The organism is Mycobacterium sp. 3-98 (assembly GCF_035918355.1).
Taxonomy (GTDB): Bacteria; Actinomycetota; Actinomycetes; order Mycobacteriales; family Mycobacteriaceae; genus Mycobacterium; species Mycobacterium intracellulare.
In genome coordinates this window covers 2,406,691-2,424,204 of the sequence record NZ_CP142360.1, presented here as the reverse complement: position 1 = coordinate 2,424,204, position 17,514 = coordinate 2,406,691, and the positions used below count along the sequence as shown (strand labels likewise).

Annotated in this window: 14 protein-coding genes; 3 read left to right on the top strand and 11 right to left on the bottom strand. The window is 70.7% G+C overall.

Annotated features, from left to right (window positions below; genetic code table 11):
• Positions 1-460 precede the first annotated feature (460 nt).
• Positions 461-883 (top strand): TOBE domain-containing protein, encoded by a 423-nt coding sequence (locus QGN30_RS12025; protein WP_008258197.1) that lies wholly within the window; start codon positions 461-463, stop codon positions 881-883.
• A 56-nt stretch (positions 884-939) separates the two neighbouring features.
• Here the strand turns inward: QGN30_RS12025 and pyrF are convergent, their stop codons facing one another.
• The 7 genes from pyrF to pyrR are packed head-to-tail and all read right to left on the bottom strand — an operon-like array spanning position 940 to position 9,588.
• Positions 940-1,764: an orotidine-5'-phosphate decarboxylase gene (gene pyrF, locus QGN30_RS12020; protein ID WP_008258199.1), complete on the bottom strand. Its 825-nt coding sequence runs from the start codon at positions 1,762-1,764 to the stop codon at positions 940-942.
• A complete protein-coding gene (gene carB, locus QGN30_RS12015) occupies positions 1,761-5,126 on the bottom strand; it encodes a carbamoyl-phosphate synthase large subunit (RefSeq protein WP_009951745.1) in 3,366 nt (1,121 codons plus the stop codon). Before carB ends, pyrF begins: the two co-directional genes overlap by 4 nt.
• Positions 5,126-6,262, bottom strand: coding sequence for a glutamine-hydrolyzing carbamoyl-phosphate synthase small subunit (carA, locus tag QGN30_RS12010; protein ID WP_038536706.1), 1,137 nt, complete (start codon positions 6,260-6,262; stop codon positions 5,126-5,128). The genes carB and carA overlap by 1 nt, the downstream gene beginning before the upstream one ends.
• Positions 6,259-6,774: a PH-like domain-containing protein gene (locus QGN30_RS12005; protein WP_014380487.1), complete on the bottom strand. Its 516-nt coding sequence runs from the start codon at positions 6,772-6,774 to the stop codon at positions 6,259-6,261. Before QGN30_RS12005 ends, carA begins: the two co-directional genes overlap by 4 nt.
• Entirely contained in the window at positions 6,771-8,063 is a 1,293-nt protein-coding gene (locus tag QGN30_RS12000) for a dihydroorotase (protein ID WP_009951742.1), read from the bottom strand. Before QGN30_RS12000 ends, QGN30_RS12005 begins: the two co-directional genes overlap by 4 nt.
• A complete protein-coding gene (locus tag QGN30_RS11995) occupies positions 8,060-9,019 on the bottom strand; it encodes an aspartate carbamoyltransferase catalytic subunit (RefSeq protein ID WP_009951741.1) in 960 nt (319 codons plus the stop codon). Before QGN30_RS11995 ends, QGN30_RS12000 begins: the two co-directional genes overlap by 4 nt.
• Positions 9,016-9,588: a bifunctional pyr operon transcriptional regulator/uracil phosphoribosyltransferase PyrR gene (gene pyrR, locus QGN30_RS11990; RefSeq protein WP_009951738.1), complete on the bottom strand. Its 573-nt coding sequence runs from the start codon at positions 9,586-9,588 to the stop codon at positions 9,016-9,018. Before pyrR ends, QGN30_RS11995 begins: the two co-directional genes overlap by 4 nt.
• A 433-nt stretch (positions 9,589-10,021) precedes the next feature.
• Here pyrR and QGN30_RS11985 point away from each other — a divergent pair, with 433 nt between their 5' ends.
• On the top strand, positions 10,022-11,236 hold the full coding sequence (locus tag QGN30_RS11985; RefSeq protein ID WP_014380489.1) for a serine hydrolase domain-containing protein: 1,215 nt from the start codon (positions 10,022-10,024) through the stop codon (positions 11,234-11,236).
• Positions 11,237-11,249: 13 nt separating this feature from the next.
• Entirely contained in the window at positions 11,250-11,789 is a 540-nt protein-coding gene (locus tag QGN30_RS11980; RefSeq protein WP_009951758.1) for a GNAT family N-acetyltransferase, read from the top strand.
• Here the strand turns inward: QGN30_RS11980 and QGN30_RS11975 are convergent, their stop codons facing one another.
• Genes QGN30_RS11975 through QGN30_RS11960 form a run of 4 tightly spaced genes read right to left on the bottom strand, consistent with a single transcriptional unit; the run spans position 11,790 to position 17,489 of the window.
• A complete protein-coding gene (locus QGN30_RS11975) occupies positions 11,790-14,504 on the bottom strand; it encodes a fumarate reductase/succinate dehydrogenase flavoprotein subunit (protein WP_014382838.1) in 2,715 nt (904 codons plus the stop codon).
• Positions 14,501-15,250, bottom strand: a complete 750-nt coding sequence (locus QGN30_RS11970; RefSeq protein WP_008258209.1) for an ABC transporter ATP-binding protein — start codon at positions 15,248-15,250, stop codon at positions 14,501-14,503. Before QGN30_RS11970 ends, QGN30_RS11975 begins: the two co-directional genes overlap by 4 nt.
• A complete protein-coding gene (locus QGN30_RS11965) occupies positions 15,247-16,104 on the bottom strand; it encodes an ABC transporter permease (protein ID WP_038536708.1) in 858 nt (285 codons plus the stop codon). Before QGN30_RS11965 ends, QGN30_RS11970 begins: the two co-directional genes overlap by 4 nt.
• Positions 16,101-17,489, bottom strand: a complete 1,389-nt coding sequence (locus QGN30_RS11960) for an ABC transporter substrate-binding protein (RefSeq protein WP_038536712.1) — start codon at positions 17,487-17,489, stop codon at positions 16,101-16,103. Before QGN30_RS11960 ends, QGN30_RS11965 begins: the two co-directional genes overlap by 4 nt.
• Positions 17,490-17,514: the final 25 nt, after the last annotated feature.

Below are 17,514 nucleotides of genomic sequence, written 5' to 3'. Positions count from 1 at the left end.
CGCGACGTCGACGGCGCCCGCCGCGACGCCGTGCCGAGGGGCCCGGCGCGGCCCGTTTTGGGCCGTCGCTAAGCCATCTACCAGCGGCTTTATCCGAAGGGGCCGTCGTGGGGTGCGACGACGTGGCCGTCCGGAAACGCGCCGGCGCGCACCCGGGCGGGGCGGTGCGAGGGATCACGCATTCGTCGCGGCGTGTCGCGCGTGTCGCGTTCGGCCGGTCAAAGGGCAGGCCAGCGGCGCCGCCCCGCGGCCGCGCGGGCGGCGGGGGGTCCCGCGGGGTCGTGTGTGCCGCCCGGGCCTCACGGCGGCGGGCGTGTCACTTCCGCGGATTCGCGTCGGCGGGGGACGTGTCACCGCAGGGACGGGATCGTGGCCTGAGAGCGTTCCGTACCCGCGGGAAGGCTGCGGCGCCGGCCGCGTATCAGCTAATCCGCGGTCGTGGATCGGATACCATCGGGGCGTGTCCAACCTGCGAATTCGCCAGGCGGCTGAGCTGCTCGGCGTCAGTGATGACACTGTGCGGCGCTGGATCAACCAGGGGGCGTTGGAGGTCAGTCACGACGCGGCCGGCCGCAAAGTGATCGCCAGCGAGGACCTCGCCCGCTTCTCCCGCAGCAACGCGCCCGCGCCGCCGGCCGACCCGCTCAGCATCGGCAGCTCGGCCCGCAACCGCTTCGTCGGGCTGGTCACCGCGGTGGTCAGCGACAAGGTGATGACCCAGGTGGAGATGCAGTGCGGCCCGTTCACCGTCGTCTCGCTGATGAGCACCGAGGCCGCCGAGGAGTTGCAGCTGCGTCCCGGCAGCGTGGCGGTGGCCGTCGTCAAGGCCACCACGGTCATCGTCGAAACGGCCCAGCCCAGCACGGCGCTGGCGTCGGACTAGCGGCGATCGCAAGCGCGGCGTAGCCGGGCGCAGCGGGTCGCCGCCATCGGACTAGCTCACACCGCCAGGTAGGCGACGGCGTCCAGCATCCGTTCGGCCGCCCCGCGCAGCTCCGCCACCCCCGGCCCGGCCCGCAGCACCTCGCGCGCGACCGCGGGCAGCAGCTGCCCCGGCTCGGCGCCGCCCAGCCCGGCGAGCGCCTCGGGCCGCCCGCCCTGCACCCCGAGGCCCGGCACCAGCACGGGTCCACCCAGGGCGCTGAGATCGGGCGCCTGCAGCACCGTCGCACCCACGACGACGCCGACGTATCCGGGCCCGGACGGGGTCGCGGACCGATTCACCACGGCCGCCTGGTCGACGACCAGCTGGGCCACCGTGCGGCCGTCGAAGGCGGCCCGCTGCACGGTCGCGCCCTCCGGGTTGGAGGTCGCGGCGAGCACGAACACCCCCCGGTCGTGCGCGGCAGCGGCTTCCAGCAGCGGCCGCAACGACCCGAACCCCAGGTACGGCGTGGCCGTCACCGCGTCGGCGGCCAGCGGCGAATCCCCCGCCCAGGCGGCGGCATAGGCGGCCATCGTCGTTCCGATGTCGCCGCGCTTGGCGTCGGCCAGCACCAGCACGCCGGCCGACCGCAGGGCCGCGATGGTGCGTTCCAGCACCGCGAATCCGGCCGCGCCGTACGCCTCGAAGAACGCCACCTGCGGCTTGACGACGGCGAAGCCGGAGAACGCCTCGATGCAGATGTCGCAGAACGCGGCCAGCCCGTCGGCGGTGGTGGGCAGCCCCCAGGCCCGCAGCAGCTCGGGGTGCGGGTCGATGCCCACACACAGCGGTCCGCGTTCGGCCTTCGCGTCGCTCAGCCGGACCCCGAAGCCGGTCACCGGGCCCCGTTTCCGGGCAGGCCGCCCTGGCCGATCTGGCTGTGCAGCTCCTGCAGGCTGCGCACCCCGATGTCGCCGCGGATGCCCGCTTCGATGCCCTGCACCGCGGCCGACGCGCCCTGCACCGTGGTGACGCAGGGGATGTTGACCGACACCGCGGCCGAACGGATTTCGTAGCCGTCGATGCGCGGACCGGAATTGCCGTAGGGGGTGTTGATCACCATGTCGACCTCACCGGCCTTGATCACGTCCACCGCCGACTGCGCGGGCCGCCCCGGCTGCGGGTCCTCGAAGTGCTTGCGCACCTCGTCGCACGGAATCCCGTTGCGGCGCAACATCTCCGCGGTGCCCTCGGTGGCGAGGACGCGGAATCCCAGGTCGGCCAGCCGCTTGACGGGAAACACCAGCGAGCGCTTGTCGCGGTTGGCGACCGACACGAAGATCGTGCCCCGCGCCGGCAGCGACCCGTAGGCGGCGGTCTGGCTCTTGGCGAACGCGCTGCCGAAGTCGCGGTCGATTCCCATCACCTCGCCGGTGGACTTCATCTCCGGGCCGAGCAGCGAATCGATGGCGGCGCCGTCGATGCGGCGGAAGCGGTGGAAGGGCAACACCGCCTCCTTGACGGCGATCGGGGCGTCCAGCGCCGCGTGTGCCCCGTCCCCGGACGCCGCCAGCAGCCCCTCCTCGCGAAGCTGGGAGATGCTGGCGCCCAACATGACCCGGGCGCACGCCTTGGCGAGCGGGATCGCGGTGGCCTTGGACACGAACGGCACCGTGCGGCTGGCCCGCGGGTTGGCCTCGAGGACGTAGAGCACGTCGTCCTTGAGCGCGTATTGCACGTTCAGCAGCCCCACCACGCCGATGCCGTGCGCGATGGACTCGGTCGCGCGGCGCACCTTCTCGATGTCGCTGCGGCCCAGCGTGACCGGCGGCAGCGCGCAGGCCGAGTCGCCGGAGTGGATGCCGGCCTCCTCGATGTGCTCCATGATGCCGCCGATGTACACCTCGGTGCCGTCGCACAGCGCGTCGACGTCGATCTCCACGGCGTCTTCGAGGAAGCGGTCGACCAGCACGGGGTGTTCGGGCGAGAGCTCGGTCGCGCGGGTGATGTAGCCCCGCAGCGTCTCCTCGTCGTAGACGATCTCCATGCCGCGACCGCCCAGCACGTAGGACGGGCGCACCAGCACCGGGTATCCGATGTCTTCGGCGATCCGGCGGGCCTGGTCGAAAGTGGTTGCGGTGCCGTACTTCGGGGCCGGCAGGCCGGCCGCGGTGAGCACGTCGCCGAATGCGCCGCGGTCCTCGGCCAGGTCGATGGCTTCCGGCGGGGTGCCGACGATCGGCACGCCGGCGTCGGCGAGGCGTTGCGCCAACCCCAGCGGGGTTTGACCGCCGAGTTGCACGATCACCCCGACCACCCCCGGCCCGTCCCCGGCCGATTGTTGCTCGGCGCGGAACACCTCCAGGACGTCCTCGAAGGTGAGCGGTTCGAAGTACAGCCGGTCGGCGGTGTCGTAGTCGGTCGACACGGTCTCGGGGTTGCAGTTGACCATCACGGTCTCGAAACCGGCCTGGCTCAACGTCGTTGCCGCGTGCACGCAACTGTAGTCGAATTCGATGCCCTGCCCGATCCGGTTGGGGCCCGAACCCAGGATCAGCACCTTGGGTTTCTGGGTCTGCGGGGCCACCTCGGTCTCGGCGGCGGGGTCGAGCTCGTAGCTGCTGTAGTGATACGGCGTCTTGGCCTCGAACTCGGCCGCGCAGGTGTCGACGGTCTTGTACACGGGGTGCACGCCGAGGCGCTCGCGCAGCGAGCGCACCCCGTTCTCGCCGGCCAATTCCGGCCGCAGCGCGGCGATCTGGCGGTCCGAAAGCCCGTTGTGCTTGCCGCGCCGCAGCAGGTCGGCGTCGAGGACCGGGGCGGCGATCAGTTCGGCGCGCAGCGTGATCAGCTCGCCGATTTGCGCGACGAACCACGGGTCGACGCCGCTGGCCTCGGCGACGCGTTCCACCGAAGCGCCCAGGCGCAGCGCGAGTTCGATGTCGTAGAGGCGGCCCTCGGTCGGGGTGCGCAGCCGGGTCAGCACCTCCTCGACGTCGCCGTCGGGGTCCGGCTTGGTCCAAAAGCCCGTGCGGCTGGTCTCCAGCGAGCGCATCACCTTGCCCAGCGCCTCAATGAAGTTGCGGCCCAACGACATTGCCTCGCCGACGGATTTCATCGTGGTGGTCAGGGTGGGGTCGGCGCCCGGGAACTTCTCGAAGGCGAACCGCGGGGCCTTGACCACCACGTAGTCCAGGGTGGGCTCGAAGCAGGCCGGGGTCTCCTTGGTGATGTCGTTGACGATCTCGTCGAGGGTGTAGCCGATGGCCAGCTTGGCGGCGATCTTGGCGATCGGGAAGCCGGTGGCCTTGGACGCCAAGGCGCTTGACCGCGACACCCGGGGGTTCATCTCGATGACGATCAGCCGGCCGTCGGCCGGGTTGATCGCGAACTGGATGTTGCAGCCCCCGGTGTCCACGCCCACCTCGCGCAGGATCGCGATGCCCAGGTCCCGCATCCGCTGGTATTCGCGGTCGGTCAGCGTCATGGCCGGCGCGACGGTGACCGAATCACCGGTGTGCACGCCCATCGGGTCGAAGTTCTCGATCGAGCACACCACGACGACGTTGTCGTTGCCGTCGCGCATCAACTCGAGCTCGAATTCCTTCCAGCCGTAGATCGATTCCTCGATGAGCACGTTGGCGCTGGGGCTTTCGGCCAGCCCGGCGCCGGCCATCCGGTCGACCTCCTCGACGGATCGCGCCATCCCCGAACCCAAGCCGCCCATGGTGAAGCTGGGCCGCACCACCACCGGCAGGCCCAGCTCCTCGACCGTCTCGCGGACCTCTTCCATGGTGAAACACACTCGGCTGCGGGCGGATTCACCGCCCACCTTGGCGACGATGTCCTTGAACATTTGCCGGTCCTCGCCGCGCTGGATGGCGTCGAAGTCGGCCCCGATGAGCTCGACGCCGTGGCGCTCCAGCGCGCCGTTCTCGTAGAGCGCGACCGCGGTGTTGAGCGCGGTCTGCCCGCCCAGGGTGGCCAGCAGGGCGTCGATCTTGTTGCCGCGCTCGGCCTGCTGGGCGATCACCTTCTCGACGAATGCGGCGGTGATCGGCTCGACGTAGGTGTGGTCGGCGTACTCGGGGTCGGTCATGATGGTCGCCGGGTTGGAGTTGACCAGGCTGACCTCCAGGCCCTCGGCCCGCAGCACCCGGCAGGCCTGGGTGCCCGAGTAGTCGAACTCGCAGGCCTGACCGATGACGATCGGCCCGGAGCCGATCACCAGGACGTGACGCAAATCGGCGCGACGCGGCACTACCGCCCCTTTCCGCGGTTTGGGGCCGCCATCAATTCGATGAATTGGTCGAACAGGTAATTCGCGTCGTGCGGCCCGGCGGCGGCCTCGGGATGGTATTGAACCGAAAAGGCCCGCCCGTCGGCGAGTTTGACGCCCTCGACCACTCCGTCGTTGGCGCATGTGTGGCTGACGATCGCCTGGCCGAACGGCGTGTCGAAGGACTGGCCGGCCTCCCCCTCGAGCGCGAAGCCGTGGTTCTGCGCGGTCACCGCCACCCGCCCGGTGGCGTGGTCGATGACCGGGATGTTGATGCCGCGGTGACCGAACACCATCTTGTAGGTGGACAGGCCCAGCGCCCGGCCCAGGATCTGGTTGCCGAAACAGATGCCGAACAGCGGGATTCCGGCGCCCAGCACCTCGCGGGTCACCGCCACGATGTGGTCGGCGGTGGCGGGGTCGCCCGGGCCGTTGGACAGGAACACGCCGTCCGGTTTGATGTCGGCGATCTGCCGGTAGGTCGCCGAGGACGCCAGCACGTGGGTGCGGATGCCGCGGCGGGCGAAGTTGCGCGGCGTGTTGGTCTTGATGCCCAGGTCTAGCGCGGCCACCGTAAACCGGGGCTCGCCTTCGGGTTCCACGATGTAGGTGTCCGGCGTGCTGACCTCGCCGGCCAGGTCGGCGCCCAGCATGGACTGCTGGCCCCGCACCCGCTGCAACAGCTCGTCGGGGTCGGCGAGCGCGTCCCCGGAGAACACGCCCGCCTTCATCGAGCCGCGGGTGCGCAGGTGCCGCACCACCGCCCGGGTGTCGATGCCGGCGATCCCGACGACGTGCTGGCGGATCAGTTCGTCCTCCAGGGTGCCGGTGGCCCGCCAGTTGGACGGACGCGGCGAGGGATCGCGCACCGCGTAGCCGGCGACCCAGATCTTGTCACCGCGGCTCTCGGCGTCCTCGTCGTTCCAGCCGGTGTTGCCGATCTGCGGCGCGGTGGCCACCACGATCTGGCGGTGGTAACTGGGATCGGTCAGCGTCTCCTGGTAACCGGACATGCCGGTGGAAAACACGGCCTCGCCCAGTGTTTGGCCGATCTTGCCGAACGGGGTGCCGGTGAAGACGCGGCCGTCTTCGAGTACCAATAGGGCCTTACTGCTCACGCGACCTCATTCTCCTGGCCATCCCGTTCCTCCAGCCACGGGTCGTAGTCGTGGCGGTGATCCGCCCGGAAACCGGTGTCGATCTCGACGCCCGACGGCAGCCGCCAGCGGATCGCCAGAATGCCGATCCGGGCCGGCCTGACCGCCATTCCGCGCTCCATGCGGATGGCCGTGATCGAGTCCTGTGGAATCCAAATCGGGTGGGCCCGCAGGCGTTCCACCATGATGCCCCCGGCGTAGCGGGTCAGCACCGCTTTGCTGCGGTAACCGAGATCGCCCGCCGCGATCCGCTCGTTCCAGCCCGGCGCCATCATGGACCCGCAATAGTGGCCGCGGGTGGTGATGCTCGCCGCACCGACCTGGTCCGGGATCTGCGGCAGGTCGCCGATCAGCTCCGCCTGCCGCTGCGCGCGGCGCTGCCAGCTGCGCATCATCAGCTGGATCACCACCGTGATCACCACCACCAGCACGGCCGCGAAGATCAGCGACCCCACCAGCGTGCCCGAATTCATGCCGGGCACTTCCCGTCTCGGCAGGTGACCTTGCCGCGCAGCAGGGTCGCGGTCACGGTGGCGGGCAGGGTCATCGCTTCGTAGGGCGTGTTGGCCGACCGGCTGGCCAGGTCGGGCCCGGCGACGGTCCAGGAGGCGTCGGGGTCCACCACGGTCAGGTTGGCCGGCTCCCCCACTTCCAGCGGCCGGCCGTGATCGGGCAGGCCCACGATGCGCGCGGGGCTCTCGCTCATCACCCGGGCGAGGCCACGCCAGGTCAGCAGCCCCGGGATGACCATCGTCTGCACGACGATCGACAGCGCCGTCTGCAGTCCCAGCATGCCGGGCCGCGCCGCGGAGAACTCCACGCACTTCTCGTGCTCGGCGTGCGGGGCGTGATCGGTGGCCACGCAGTCGATGACGCCGTCGGCCAGCGCCTGGCGCAGCGCCACCGCGTCGGCGGCCTCGCGCAGCGGCGGGTTGACGCGGTTACGCCCGTCGTAGCTGGACAGCCGGCTGTCGTCGAGCATCAGGTGGTGCGGGGTGACCTCGGCGGTGATCGAAATCCCTTGACCCTTGGCCCATTTCACGATCTCGACGGTGCCCGCGGTGGAGGCGTGGCAGATGTGCACCCGGGCGCCGGCGTCGCGCGCCAGCAGCGCGTCGCGGGCGACGATGGATTCCTCGGCGGCCCGTGGCCATCCGGACAGGCCCAGCCGGGCGGCGGTGGGTCCCTCGTGGGCGACGGCGCCGACGGTCAGCCGGGGCTCCTCGGCGTGCTGGGCGACGAGCACGCCCAGCCCGGTGGCGTACTCGAGGGCGCGGCGCATCACCAGCGGATCGTGCACGCAGATGCCGTCGTCGGAGAACATCCGCACCTGCGCGGCCCCGGCGGCCATCATGCCCATCTCGGTGAGCTCCTTGCCGGCCAGCCCGACGGTGACGGCGCCCACCGGGTGCACGTCCACCAGGCCGACCTCCTGGCCCCGATGCCAGACGTGGTCGGTGACCACCGGGCTGTCGGCGACCGGGTTGGTGTTGGCCATCGCGAACACCGCGGTGTAGCCGCCCAAAGCCGCGGCGGCCGAACCGGTTTCGATGTCTTCGGCGTATTCGCGGCCCGGTTCGCGCAGGTGGGTGTGCAGGTCGACGAACCCCGGCAGCAGCACCTGGCCCGTCGCGTCGATGACGTCGGCGCTGTCGGGGATCTTCAGGCCCGGGCCGATCTCGGCGATCTGACCGTCCTCGGCCAGGACGTCGACGCGGTCGCCTTCGCCGTACAGCCGAACCCCGCGCAGCAACACGCTCATGCGGCCCCCTCGCTTCCGGCCGACTCGGCACCCACCAGCACGTGGAACAGCACCGCCATCCGCACGTGCACACCATTGGAAACCTGTTGCAGCACGGCCGATTGCGACGAATCGGCCACCGATGACGCGATCTCCATGCCGCGCAGCATCGGCCCGGGGTGCAGCACCACGGCGTGCGCGGGCAGCATCGCCTGGCGGCGATCGGAAAGCCCGTACAGGGACGAGTATTCGCGCACCGACGGGAAGAAGCCGCCGTTCATCCGCTCGGCCTGCACGCGCAGCATCAGCACCGCGTCGGCGGCGGGCAGCTCGGCGTCGAAGTCGTTCGACACCGTCACCGGCCAGCCGTCGACGCCGACCGGCAGCAGCGTCGGCGGTGCCACCAGCACCACTTCGGCGCCCAGGGTGTGCAGCAGCATGACGTTGGAGCGGGCGACCCGGCTGTGCAGGACGTCGCCGACGATCACGACCCGCCGGCCCTCGATGCCGCCGAGCCGCTGGCGGATGGTGAGCGCGTCCAGCAGCGCCTGCGTCGGGTGCTCATGGGTGCCGTCGCCGGCGTTGATCACCGAGGGGCCGGAATCGCCGCCGGCGCATGTCCATTCGGCAAGCAGGTGCGCGGCCCCCGACGCCGGGTGCCGGATGATCAGCGCATCGGCCCCGGCGGCCCGCAGCGTCAGCGCGGTGTCACGCAGCGACTCGCCCTTGCCCACCGACGATCCGGCGGCGCTGACGTTGATCACGTCGGCGCTCATCCACTTGCCGGCCACCTCGAAGGACACCCGGGTGCGGGTCGAGTTCTCGTAGAACATCGTCACGATGGTGCGGCCGCGCAGCGTCGGCAGTTTCTTGATCTCGCGGCCGACCAGCGCCTGGGCGAAGCGGTCGGCGTCGTCGAGGATGGCGGTGGCGTCGTCGAGGCTCAGGTCCCCGGCGGCAAGCAGGTGTCGGGTCATCGCGAGATCACCACGCCGTCGTCACCGTCGCTCTCCCGCAACAACACGTGCACGCTCTCGGTGCGTGAGGTGGGGACGTTCTTGCCCACATAGTCGGCGCGCAGCGGCAGTTCGCGGTGGCCCCGGTCGACCAGCACCGCCAGCTGCACCACCCGGGGGCGGCCGACGTCGCGCAGCGCGTCCAGGGCGGAGCGCACCGAGCGGCCGGAGTAGAGCACGTCGTCGACCAGGATCACCAAGGCGTCGTCGATCCCGCCGGCCGGGATCGAGGTGGCTTCCAGCGGCCGGGGTGGTTTTTGCATCAGGTCGTCGCGGTACAAGGTGATGTCCAGCGCGCCGTGGCCGACCTCGACGCCGCTGTATTCGCCGATGTTGCCGGCCAGGCGTTCGGCCAGGATCACGCCGCGAGTGGGGATGCCCAGCAGCACGACCCGCGGAGCGTCGGGGCCGTCGAGGGCCGTCTTTTCGATGATCTGGTGTGCGATACGGGAAATGGTGCGGCCCACGTCGGCCGCCGACATCAATTCCCGGGAATCACTGCCTGAGCGCGTGTCGCCCGCAGCACCCATACGAAACTTGACCTCCTTCTCCGCCTCACCGGACGGATCGTTAAAGGATGTCGACTGCACGGCAGCGTAGCACTTATTTCGGGGGCGGCGGCGCCGGCCGCGTGTGGCGCGCATCGCTCCCCGGTCGCGCTCGTCACACGCGTCCCACGAGTCTCTCCGGGGAGGCACACGATGTGTGCCCACCTCCCAGCGACAAGTTGCCGGGCGGCACCCGCCACGGGCGGCACCGCTACGGGCGGCACCCGCCACGGCCCGCCGTCCCGGCCCGTTGTCGCTCGGAGGCGGGCAAAACACCCATCGCTTCGCCAGTGACGCGTGGGAGGAGGATCGGACGGCGCGTTCGCGCGCGTTGCGCCGCGTTCGCGCGCGTTGCGCCGCGTCCGCGCGCGGCGGCGCCGGTCGCGCGGCGGCGCCGGCCCGCTAACCTGACCGGGTGAATCGCTCGACCCTTGACGGCAACGCGGCCTCCGTCCGCGAGGTGTGCGACGCCGGCCTGCTCGCCGGCGCGGTGACGGTGGTATGGCAGCGCGGAGAACTACTGCAGGTCAACGAGATCGGCTACCGCGACGTGGACGCGGGCCTGCCGATGCAGCGGGACACACTGTTTCGCATCGCGTCGATGACCAAGCCGGTGACGGTCGCGACGATCATGAGCCTGGTCGACGAGGGCAAGCTGACGCTCAAGGATCCGGTTGTGCGCTGGGCGCCGGAGCTGGCCGGCGTGCGGGTGCTCGACGATCCGCATGGCCCGTTGGACCGCACCCACCAGGTGAACCGCGCCATCCTCATCGAGGACCTACTCACCCATACCAGCGGCCTGGCATACGGATTCTCGGTGTCCGGCCCGATCGCCAAGGCCTACATGCGGCTGCCGTTCAACCAGGGCCCGGACGCGTGGCTGGCCGAACTGGCCAAGCTGCCGCTGGTGCACCAACCCGGCGAGCGGGTCACCTACAGCCACTCCATCGACCTGCTGGGCGTCATCGCTTCCCGCATCGACGGCAAGCCGTTCCATCAGGTTCTCGACGAACGGATCCTGGGGCCGGCGGGCATGACCGACACCGGGTTCTTCGTCACCGCCGAGGCGCGGCGGCGCGCGGCGACCATGTACCGGCTCACCAACGAGCACCAGCTGCAGCACGGGGTGATGGGCCCGCCGCACCTCACGCCGCCGTCGTTCTGCAATGCCGGCGGCGGGTTGTGGTCGAGCGCCGACGATTACCTGCGCTTCGTGCGAATGCTGCTCGGCGGCGGAACGATCGACGGGGTGCGGGTGCTCTCGGAGGAGTCCGTGCGGCTGATGCGCACCGACCGGCTGACCGACGAGCAGAAGCGGCACAACTTCCTCGGCGCGCCGTATTGGGTCGGCCGCGGCTTCGGGCTGAACCTGTCGGTGGTGACCGATCCGGCAAAAAGCACACCGCTGTTCGGACCCGGCGGCGTCGGCACGTTCAGCTGGCCCGGCGCCTACGGAACCTGGTGGCAGGCCGATCCCACCGCGGATCTGGTCCTGATCTACCTCATCCAGAATCTGCCGGACCTGACCGTCGACGCGGCCACGGCTGTCGCGGGCAACACGTCGCTGGCCAAACTCCGCACGGCCCAACCGAGATTCGTCCGCAACACCTACCGCGCGCTCGGCCTCTAAAGGGCGCATCGCCATGCCCGATTACCCACCCGACCGCATCAACGGGCCGCGGCTGACCCTGCGCCTGCCCACGCTCGACGACGCCGGACCGCTGTACCAGCGGGTCGCGCGCGATCCGCAGGTCACCAAGTATCTGCTGTGGGCACCGCATCCCGACGTCGCGGCGACGCGGCGGGTGATCACCGAAAAGCTCAACGCGGCCGCCGACGAGAAGACCTGGGTGATCGAACTGCGGCACCGCGGCGAGGTCGTCGGGCTGGCCAGCTGCCGACGCACGGCGGCGCACTCGGTCGAGATCGGCTACTGCCTGGGCCGGCGGTGGTGGGGCAAGGGCCTGATGTCGGAGGTGCTCGGCATGCTGCTCACCGCGCTCGACGCCGATCGCGACGTGTATCGGGTCTGGGCCACCTGCAGCGTCGACAACGAACGCTCGGCGCGCCTGCTCGAGCACGCCGGCTTCTACCTGGAGGGCCGGCTGGCCCGGCACGCCGTCTACCCCACCATGGGACCCGAGCCGCAGGACAGCCTCCTCTACGCCAAGATCCTGCGCTGACTAGCCGTTCTGCAGCGAGCCGTCGTGCTCGAGCGCCCGGCGGGCGTAGGCCCGCACGTCGGCGTCGCTGTCCTTGAGCGCGATCCCGAGCGCGTCGCGGGCGTCGGGTTCGGCCGCCCAGCGCGTCAGGCTGAGGACAGCCGCCTTGCGCACGTCCAGGTGCGCGTCGCTAAGCGCTTCGGACAGCTGGGGAACCGCGAAATCCGCGGCCGCGCCGGCCAGCGCGCGCGCCGCGCCTTCGCGCACCTGCCAGGCCGGGGCCCCTAGCGCCTGCTTGACGGCGGCGTAATCGCCTTGGCCGCAACCAATCTCACCCAGCGCGGCGAGGCCGGCGGCACGGACCAACGGGTCGGTGTCGGCGACCAGCCCGCGCACCGCCCGGCTAGCTGGGGCTGCCACCGCCGCTAGCGTCGCCAGACCGGCGGCCGCGGCGATCCGGACCTCCCGGTTCTCGTCGCCGGCGGCGTCGACGACGCCCTGCACGTCGTCGACGGACACCAGCGCGCGCACCGCCTCGATGCGGACCCGATGATCGGCATCGGCGAGGGCGCGGCGGTAGTGGGCGCCGTCACCGGCGCGGCGTGCCGCCAGCACGTACAGCGCCGCCGCCCGCACCACGCGGTCGGCCGAATCCAGGTATTCCCGGGCCTTTTCGGGCTCGGGCAGCACCTCGACCAGTTCGCGGATCCCGTCGGCGCCGGTGCGGCGCACGGCCGCGTCGTCGTCGCCCAGCGCCGCCAACAGCGCGGGGGCGTACCCGTCGGGGATGTGCTCGGTCAGCGTGGCCACCGCGGTGCGGCGCACGCCGGGATCGGAGTCGGCCAGGTAGCGCGCCAGGTCGGCGACCGTCGGCTCCTCGAGCGCCAGCACCTCGGCGATGCGGGGCGAGGGCGGCTCGAAAGCCGTTGTCGCCGGGGTGATTCGGGAGACCGCCGTGGCGGGCGCCTGGCCGCCGATCAGCGGCGGCTCCTCCACCGGGTACACGGTCCGGTCGGTGGGCGGCAGGCCGTCCAGCTCCGGGACCGGCACGAAGTACGGCGCCACCGGCCGCTTGAGGAACACCATCTCGCCGCCGGCGTCCTTGCGAAGGTTGAGGTGGTAGCCCCACTGGGCGTCGTCGCGGCCGGGCAGATCGGCGCGGTCGTGATAGAGGCCCCACCGCGATTCGGTGCGGGTGTGCGAGGATCGGGCGGCCATCTCGGCGCAGTCCCGGATGAACGACACCTCCACCGCGCGCATCAGCTCGTGCGGGTTGCGGGCGCCCATCTCGGCGATCTCCTCGCTCATCCGCTCGAAGGTGCGGATCGCGAGCGACAGTTTGGCCGCCGTCTTGGGCGGGGCGACATAGTCGTTGACGAAGCGGCGCAGCTTGTATTCGACCTGCGGCTGCGGCGGCCCGTCGGGGTGGCGCAGCGGCCGGTAGATCAGCTCGTGCGCCTCGCGCACCTGGTCCTGCGGAAGCCGTTGCGGCGCGGCGACGTCGGCCAGGGTGGACGCGGCGTGCGTGCCGGCGAGGTCGCCGAACACGAACGCCCCGATCATGTAGTTGTGCGGGACGCAGGCCATGTCCCCGGCGGCGTACAGGCCGGGCACCGTGGTGCGGGCCTGCTCGTCGACCCACACGCCGGAGGCGGAATGCCCACTGCACAAACCGATCTCGGAGATGTGCATCTCGATGTCGTGGGTGCGGTAGTCGTGGCCCCGGTTGGCGTGGAACGTGCCCCGGGTGGGCCGTTCGGTGGTGTGCAGGATGTTTTCCAGCGCCGTCAGCGTCTCGTCGGACAGATGCGTCACCTTGAGGTAGATGGGCCCGCGCGCGGAGTCGATCTCGCTTTTGACCTCGGCCATCATCTGCCCCGACCAGTAGTCGGAGTCCACGAACCGCTCGCCGTGCGCGTTGACCTGGTATCCGCCAAAGGGATTGGCCACGTACGCGCACGCCGGCCCGTTGTAGTCCTTGATCAGCGGGTTGACCTGGAAGCATTCGATGCCCGACAGCTCGGCGCCCGCGTGGTAGGCCATCGAGTAGCCGTCGCCGGCGTTGGTCGGGTTCTCGTACGTGCCGTACAGGTAGCCCGAGGCGGGCAGCCCGAGCCGGCCGCACGCCCCGGTCGCCAGGATGACCGCCTTGGCGCCGACGGTGACGAACTCGCCGGTGCGCGTGTTCAGCGCCGCGGCGCCCACCGCCCGGCCGCCATCAGTGAGCACCCGCACTGGCATCAGCCGGTTCTCGATCCGGATCTTCTCGCGCATCGACCGTTGCCTCAGCACCCGGTACAGCGCCTTTTTCACGTCCTTGCCCTCGGGCATCGGCAGCACGTACGAGCCCGAGCGGTGCACCCGGCGCACGGCGTATTCACCGTGCTCGTTCTTCTCGAACTTCACCCCATAGCGCTCGAGACGCTGCACCATCGCGAAACCGCGGGTGGCGGTCTGATAGATGGTGCGCTGGTTGACGATTCCGTCGTTGGCGCGGGTGATCTCGGCGACGTAGTCCTCGGGTTCGGCCTTGCCGGGGATCACCGCGTTGTTGACGCCGTCCATGCCCATCGCCAGGGCGCCCGAGTGCCGCACGTGGGCCTTCTCCAGCAACAGCACCTGCGCGCCGTTCTCGGCGGCGGACAGTGCCGCCATGGTGCCGGCGGTGCCGCCGCCGATGACCAGGACGTCACAGTCGAGCCGGACCGGAGCCGCCGGGTCGGGAATCTGCATCATGGGACCTCCGCGTGGTTCAGCGCGGCGATGATCTGCGCGCGCAACTCCTGCTGTGGCCGGTCGCTGCGCGGCTCCGGCACCTCGATCGAGGCACGCACCGGCTCACCGGCGCGGCCCAGCACCACGATGCGGTCCCCCAGCGCCAGCGCCTCGTCGACGTCGTGGGTGACGAACACGATCGTGGTCGGGTGGGTGCGCCAGGTGTCGATCAGCAGCCGCTGCATGGCGGCCCGCGTCTGGGTGTCCAGCGCGCCGAACGGCTCGTCCATCATGACCGCCCGGGGCGCCCCGGCCAGGCCCCGCGCGAGCTGGACGCGCTGGCGCATCCCGCCGGACAGGCTCTTGGGCAAATAGTTGCCGAATCCGGTGAGCCCGAGTTCGTCGATCCAGCGTTCGGCGGCGGCGCGCCGGCCGGCCCGGGGTGCGCCGCGCAGGCGCAGCGCCAATTCGATGTTGGACCGCACGGTGCGCCAGGGCAGTAATGCGTTGTCCTGAAACACCATTCCCCGGTCGCCCGAGGTGGTTTCGACGGGGTCGCCGTCGGCCAGCACGCGGCCGCCGTCGGGTAAGAGCAGGCCGGCCAGGGCGCGCAGCACGGTCGACTTGCCGCAGCCCGACGGCCCGGTCAGCACCAGGATCTCGCCCGGCCGCACCACCAGGCTCAGGTCGTCGATCACCGCAGGACCGTTGTAGGACAAGCGAACCCGGTCCAGCTCGAGGCCCATCCCGGTCTTGGTCGCGGTCATCGTGCGCCCTCCTGGGCGCGCGGCAGCCAGCGGGTCACGCGGCGGCCCACCAACTCGACGGCCGCCGACGTCACGAATCCCAGCACCCCGATGGTGATGATGCCGACGAACACCCGCGGGTAGGCCAGCACGGTGTAGTCCTGCCAGGTGCGGTAGCCGACGCCCAGGCGCCCGGAGATCATCTCGGCGGAGATCACGCAGATCCAGGCCACGCCCATGCCGACGGACAACCCGCCGAACACACCCGGCAGGATGCCGGGCAGCACCACCTGGGTGAGCACCTGCCAGCGGCCGCCGCCGAGCGTGCGCACCGAGTCCTCCCACAGGGTGGGCAGCGCGCGCACCGCGTGCCGGGTGGAGACCATGATCGGGAAATAGGCCGCCAGGAACGTGATGAACACGATGCCGGCCTCGTCGGTCGGGAACAGCAGGATGGCCACCGGCACCATGGCGATCGCCGGGATGGGCCGGGCCAGCTCCACCAGCGGCCCGAACACGTCGGCGAACAACCGCGAGCGGCCCAGCAGCACACCGGTCGCGACGCCGACGACGGCGGCCAGCCCGAACCCGGTCAGGATACGGATCAGCGACTGCGCCAGGTCGAGCCAGTACTCGCCGGTGCCGAGCCGGCGGTGCAGCGCGTTGACGATCTCGGTGACGGTGGGCAGCGTGTCGAACCGCAGCAACAGCCGCACCTTGTCCGCGGTGAGCAACTGCCACACCCCGATCGCGGCGGCCACCGACGCCAGCCCCAGCAGCCGAGACTGCCACCGCGCCGCGATCCGCCGGGGCCGCGCCACCGCGGGCGTCGAGACAACGCCGAGGACTTGATCGGCCACCACTTGGGCAGTCATACCGAACCTCCCAGTGCCTCTTGGTAATCCATGGCGACACCGCGCGGGTGACCGGCGAGGTACCGGTTCGCCCCGGCCGGGGTGCCGAACGGCAGGTAGTTCTGCCCGTCTTTGACCCAGAACGCTTTGTCGGCGAACCAGCGGGTGCCGAGCTCGGCGTCGGGAACGTAGGCGGCGCGGACCTTGGCTCCGCGGCTGACCGCGTCCCGCACGGCCTGCAGCAGCGCGGTCGGGGTCGCGACCGTCTGCGTGGCGTCGGCCCCGTCCAGCCACAGCTCGCTGGCCAGCGCGGGGTCGCCGCGCAGCGCCGACGGGTTGGCGGTGCGGGCCCGCGACGCCGCATAGTCGAGGCCGCGGGCGGTGAACACCGCGCGCAGCGGTTCGTCCACGACGAACTTCGCCACATCGAGATCGGCGAAGTCACCGATCGACTTCAGGTACGGCACATCGCTTTTCAGCGCCTCGACCAGCGACGGCTTCAGCGTGGTGTCGAACGACGTGCCCCCGGGACCGTTGTAGAGGTAGACGACCTCCTGGGGCAGCCCGCTTTCCTTGGCCACGATGCGGGCGGCCTGCAGCGGCTTGTCGTTGAGGAAATCGGTGGCGTCCAACTGCGCCTGCAGGAAGGCGCCCAGCACCTCCGGGTGCGCCGACGCGTAGGAGCGGCGCACCACCACACCGTGCAGGGTGGGCAGGTTCAGCTCGGCCCCGTCGTAGAGCAGCTTGGCCTTGCCCTGATAGACCAGCAGCCCCGGCCAGGCGACGAATTGCGAAAGCGCCTGTACCTGACCGGATTCCAGCGCCGATGCCCCGACCTGCGGTTGCTGGTTGAGCACCTCGACGCCGGTGACGCCGGCCCTGCCCAGCGCGCGCACCAGGGTGCCGTGGCCGGCCGACCCGACGCTGGCGGAGACCTTGGTGCCGGCGAGGTCGGCCAGGCCCTTGGCGCGCGAATCCGGGGTCACCACCACCATGTTGAGGGCGCCCTTGGGGTTGTAGCCGGTGATGGAGACGATCTCGGTGCGGGCCAGCGGGTTGGCCTGCGTCTTGGAGCCGTTGATCAGCATCGGATAGTCGCCCATCGAGCCGATGTCGATCTTCTCGGCGAGCATCTGCGCGGTGATCGGGGCGCCGGTGTCGTAATCCTGCCACCGCACCGCGTATTTGGTGCCGGTGCGGGTGGTGATGTCGGCAAGGCGGTGTTCGAGGTAGCCCTGTGCGCGCAGCAGCGTGCCCGCGGTGACGGTGTTGATGGTCTTGGACTGGTATCCCACCACCACGTTGACCACGCCGGATGACTGCGACAGGGATTCCAGCGAGCACCCGGAGGTGAACGCGGCGATCGAGATCATCACCGACGCCGGCCAGACGGCGTGTCGTCTCATCGAAGATCCTGGGGATAAACGCTTT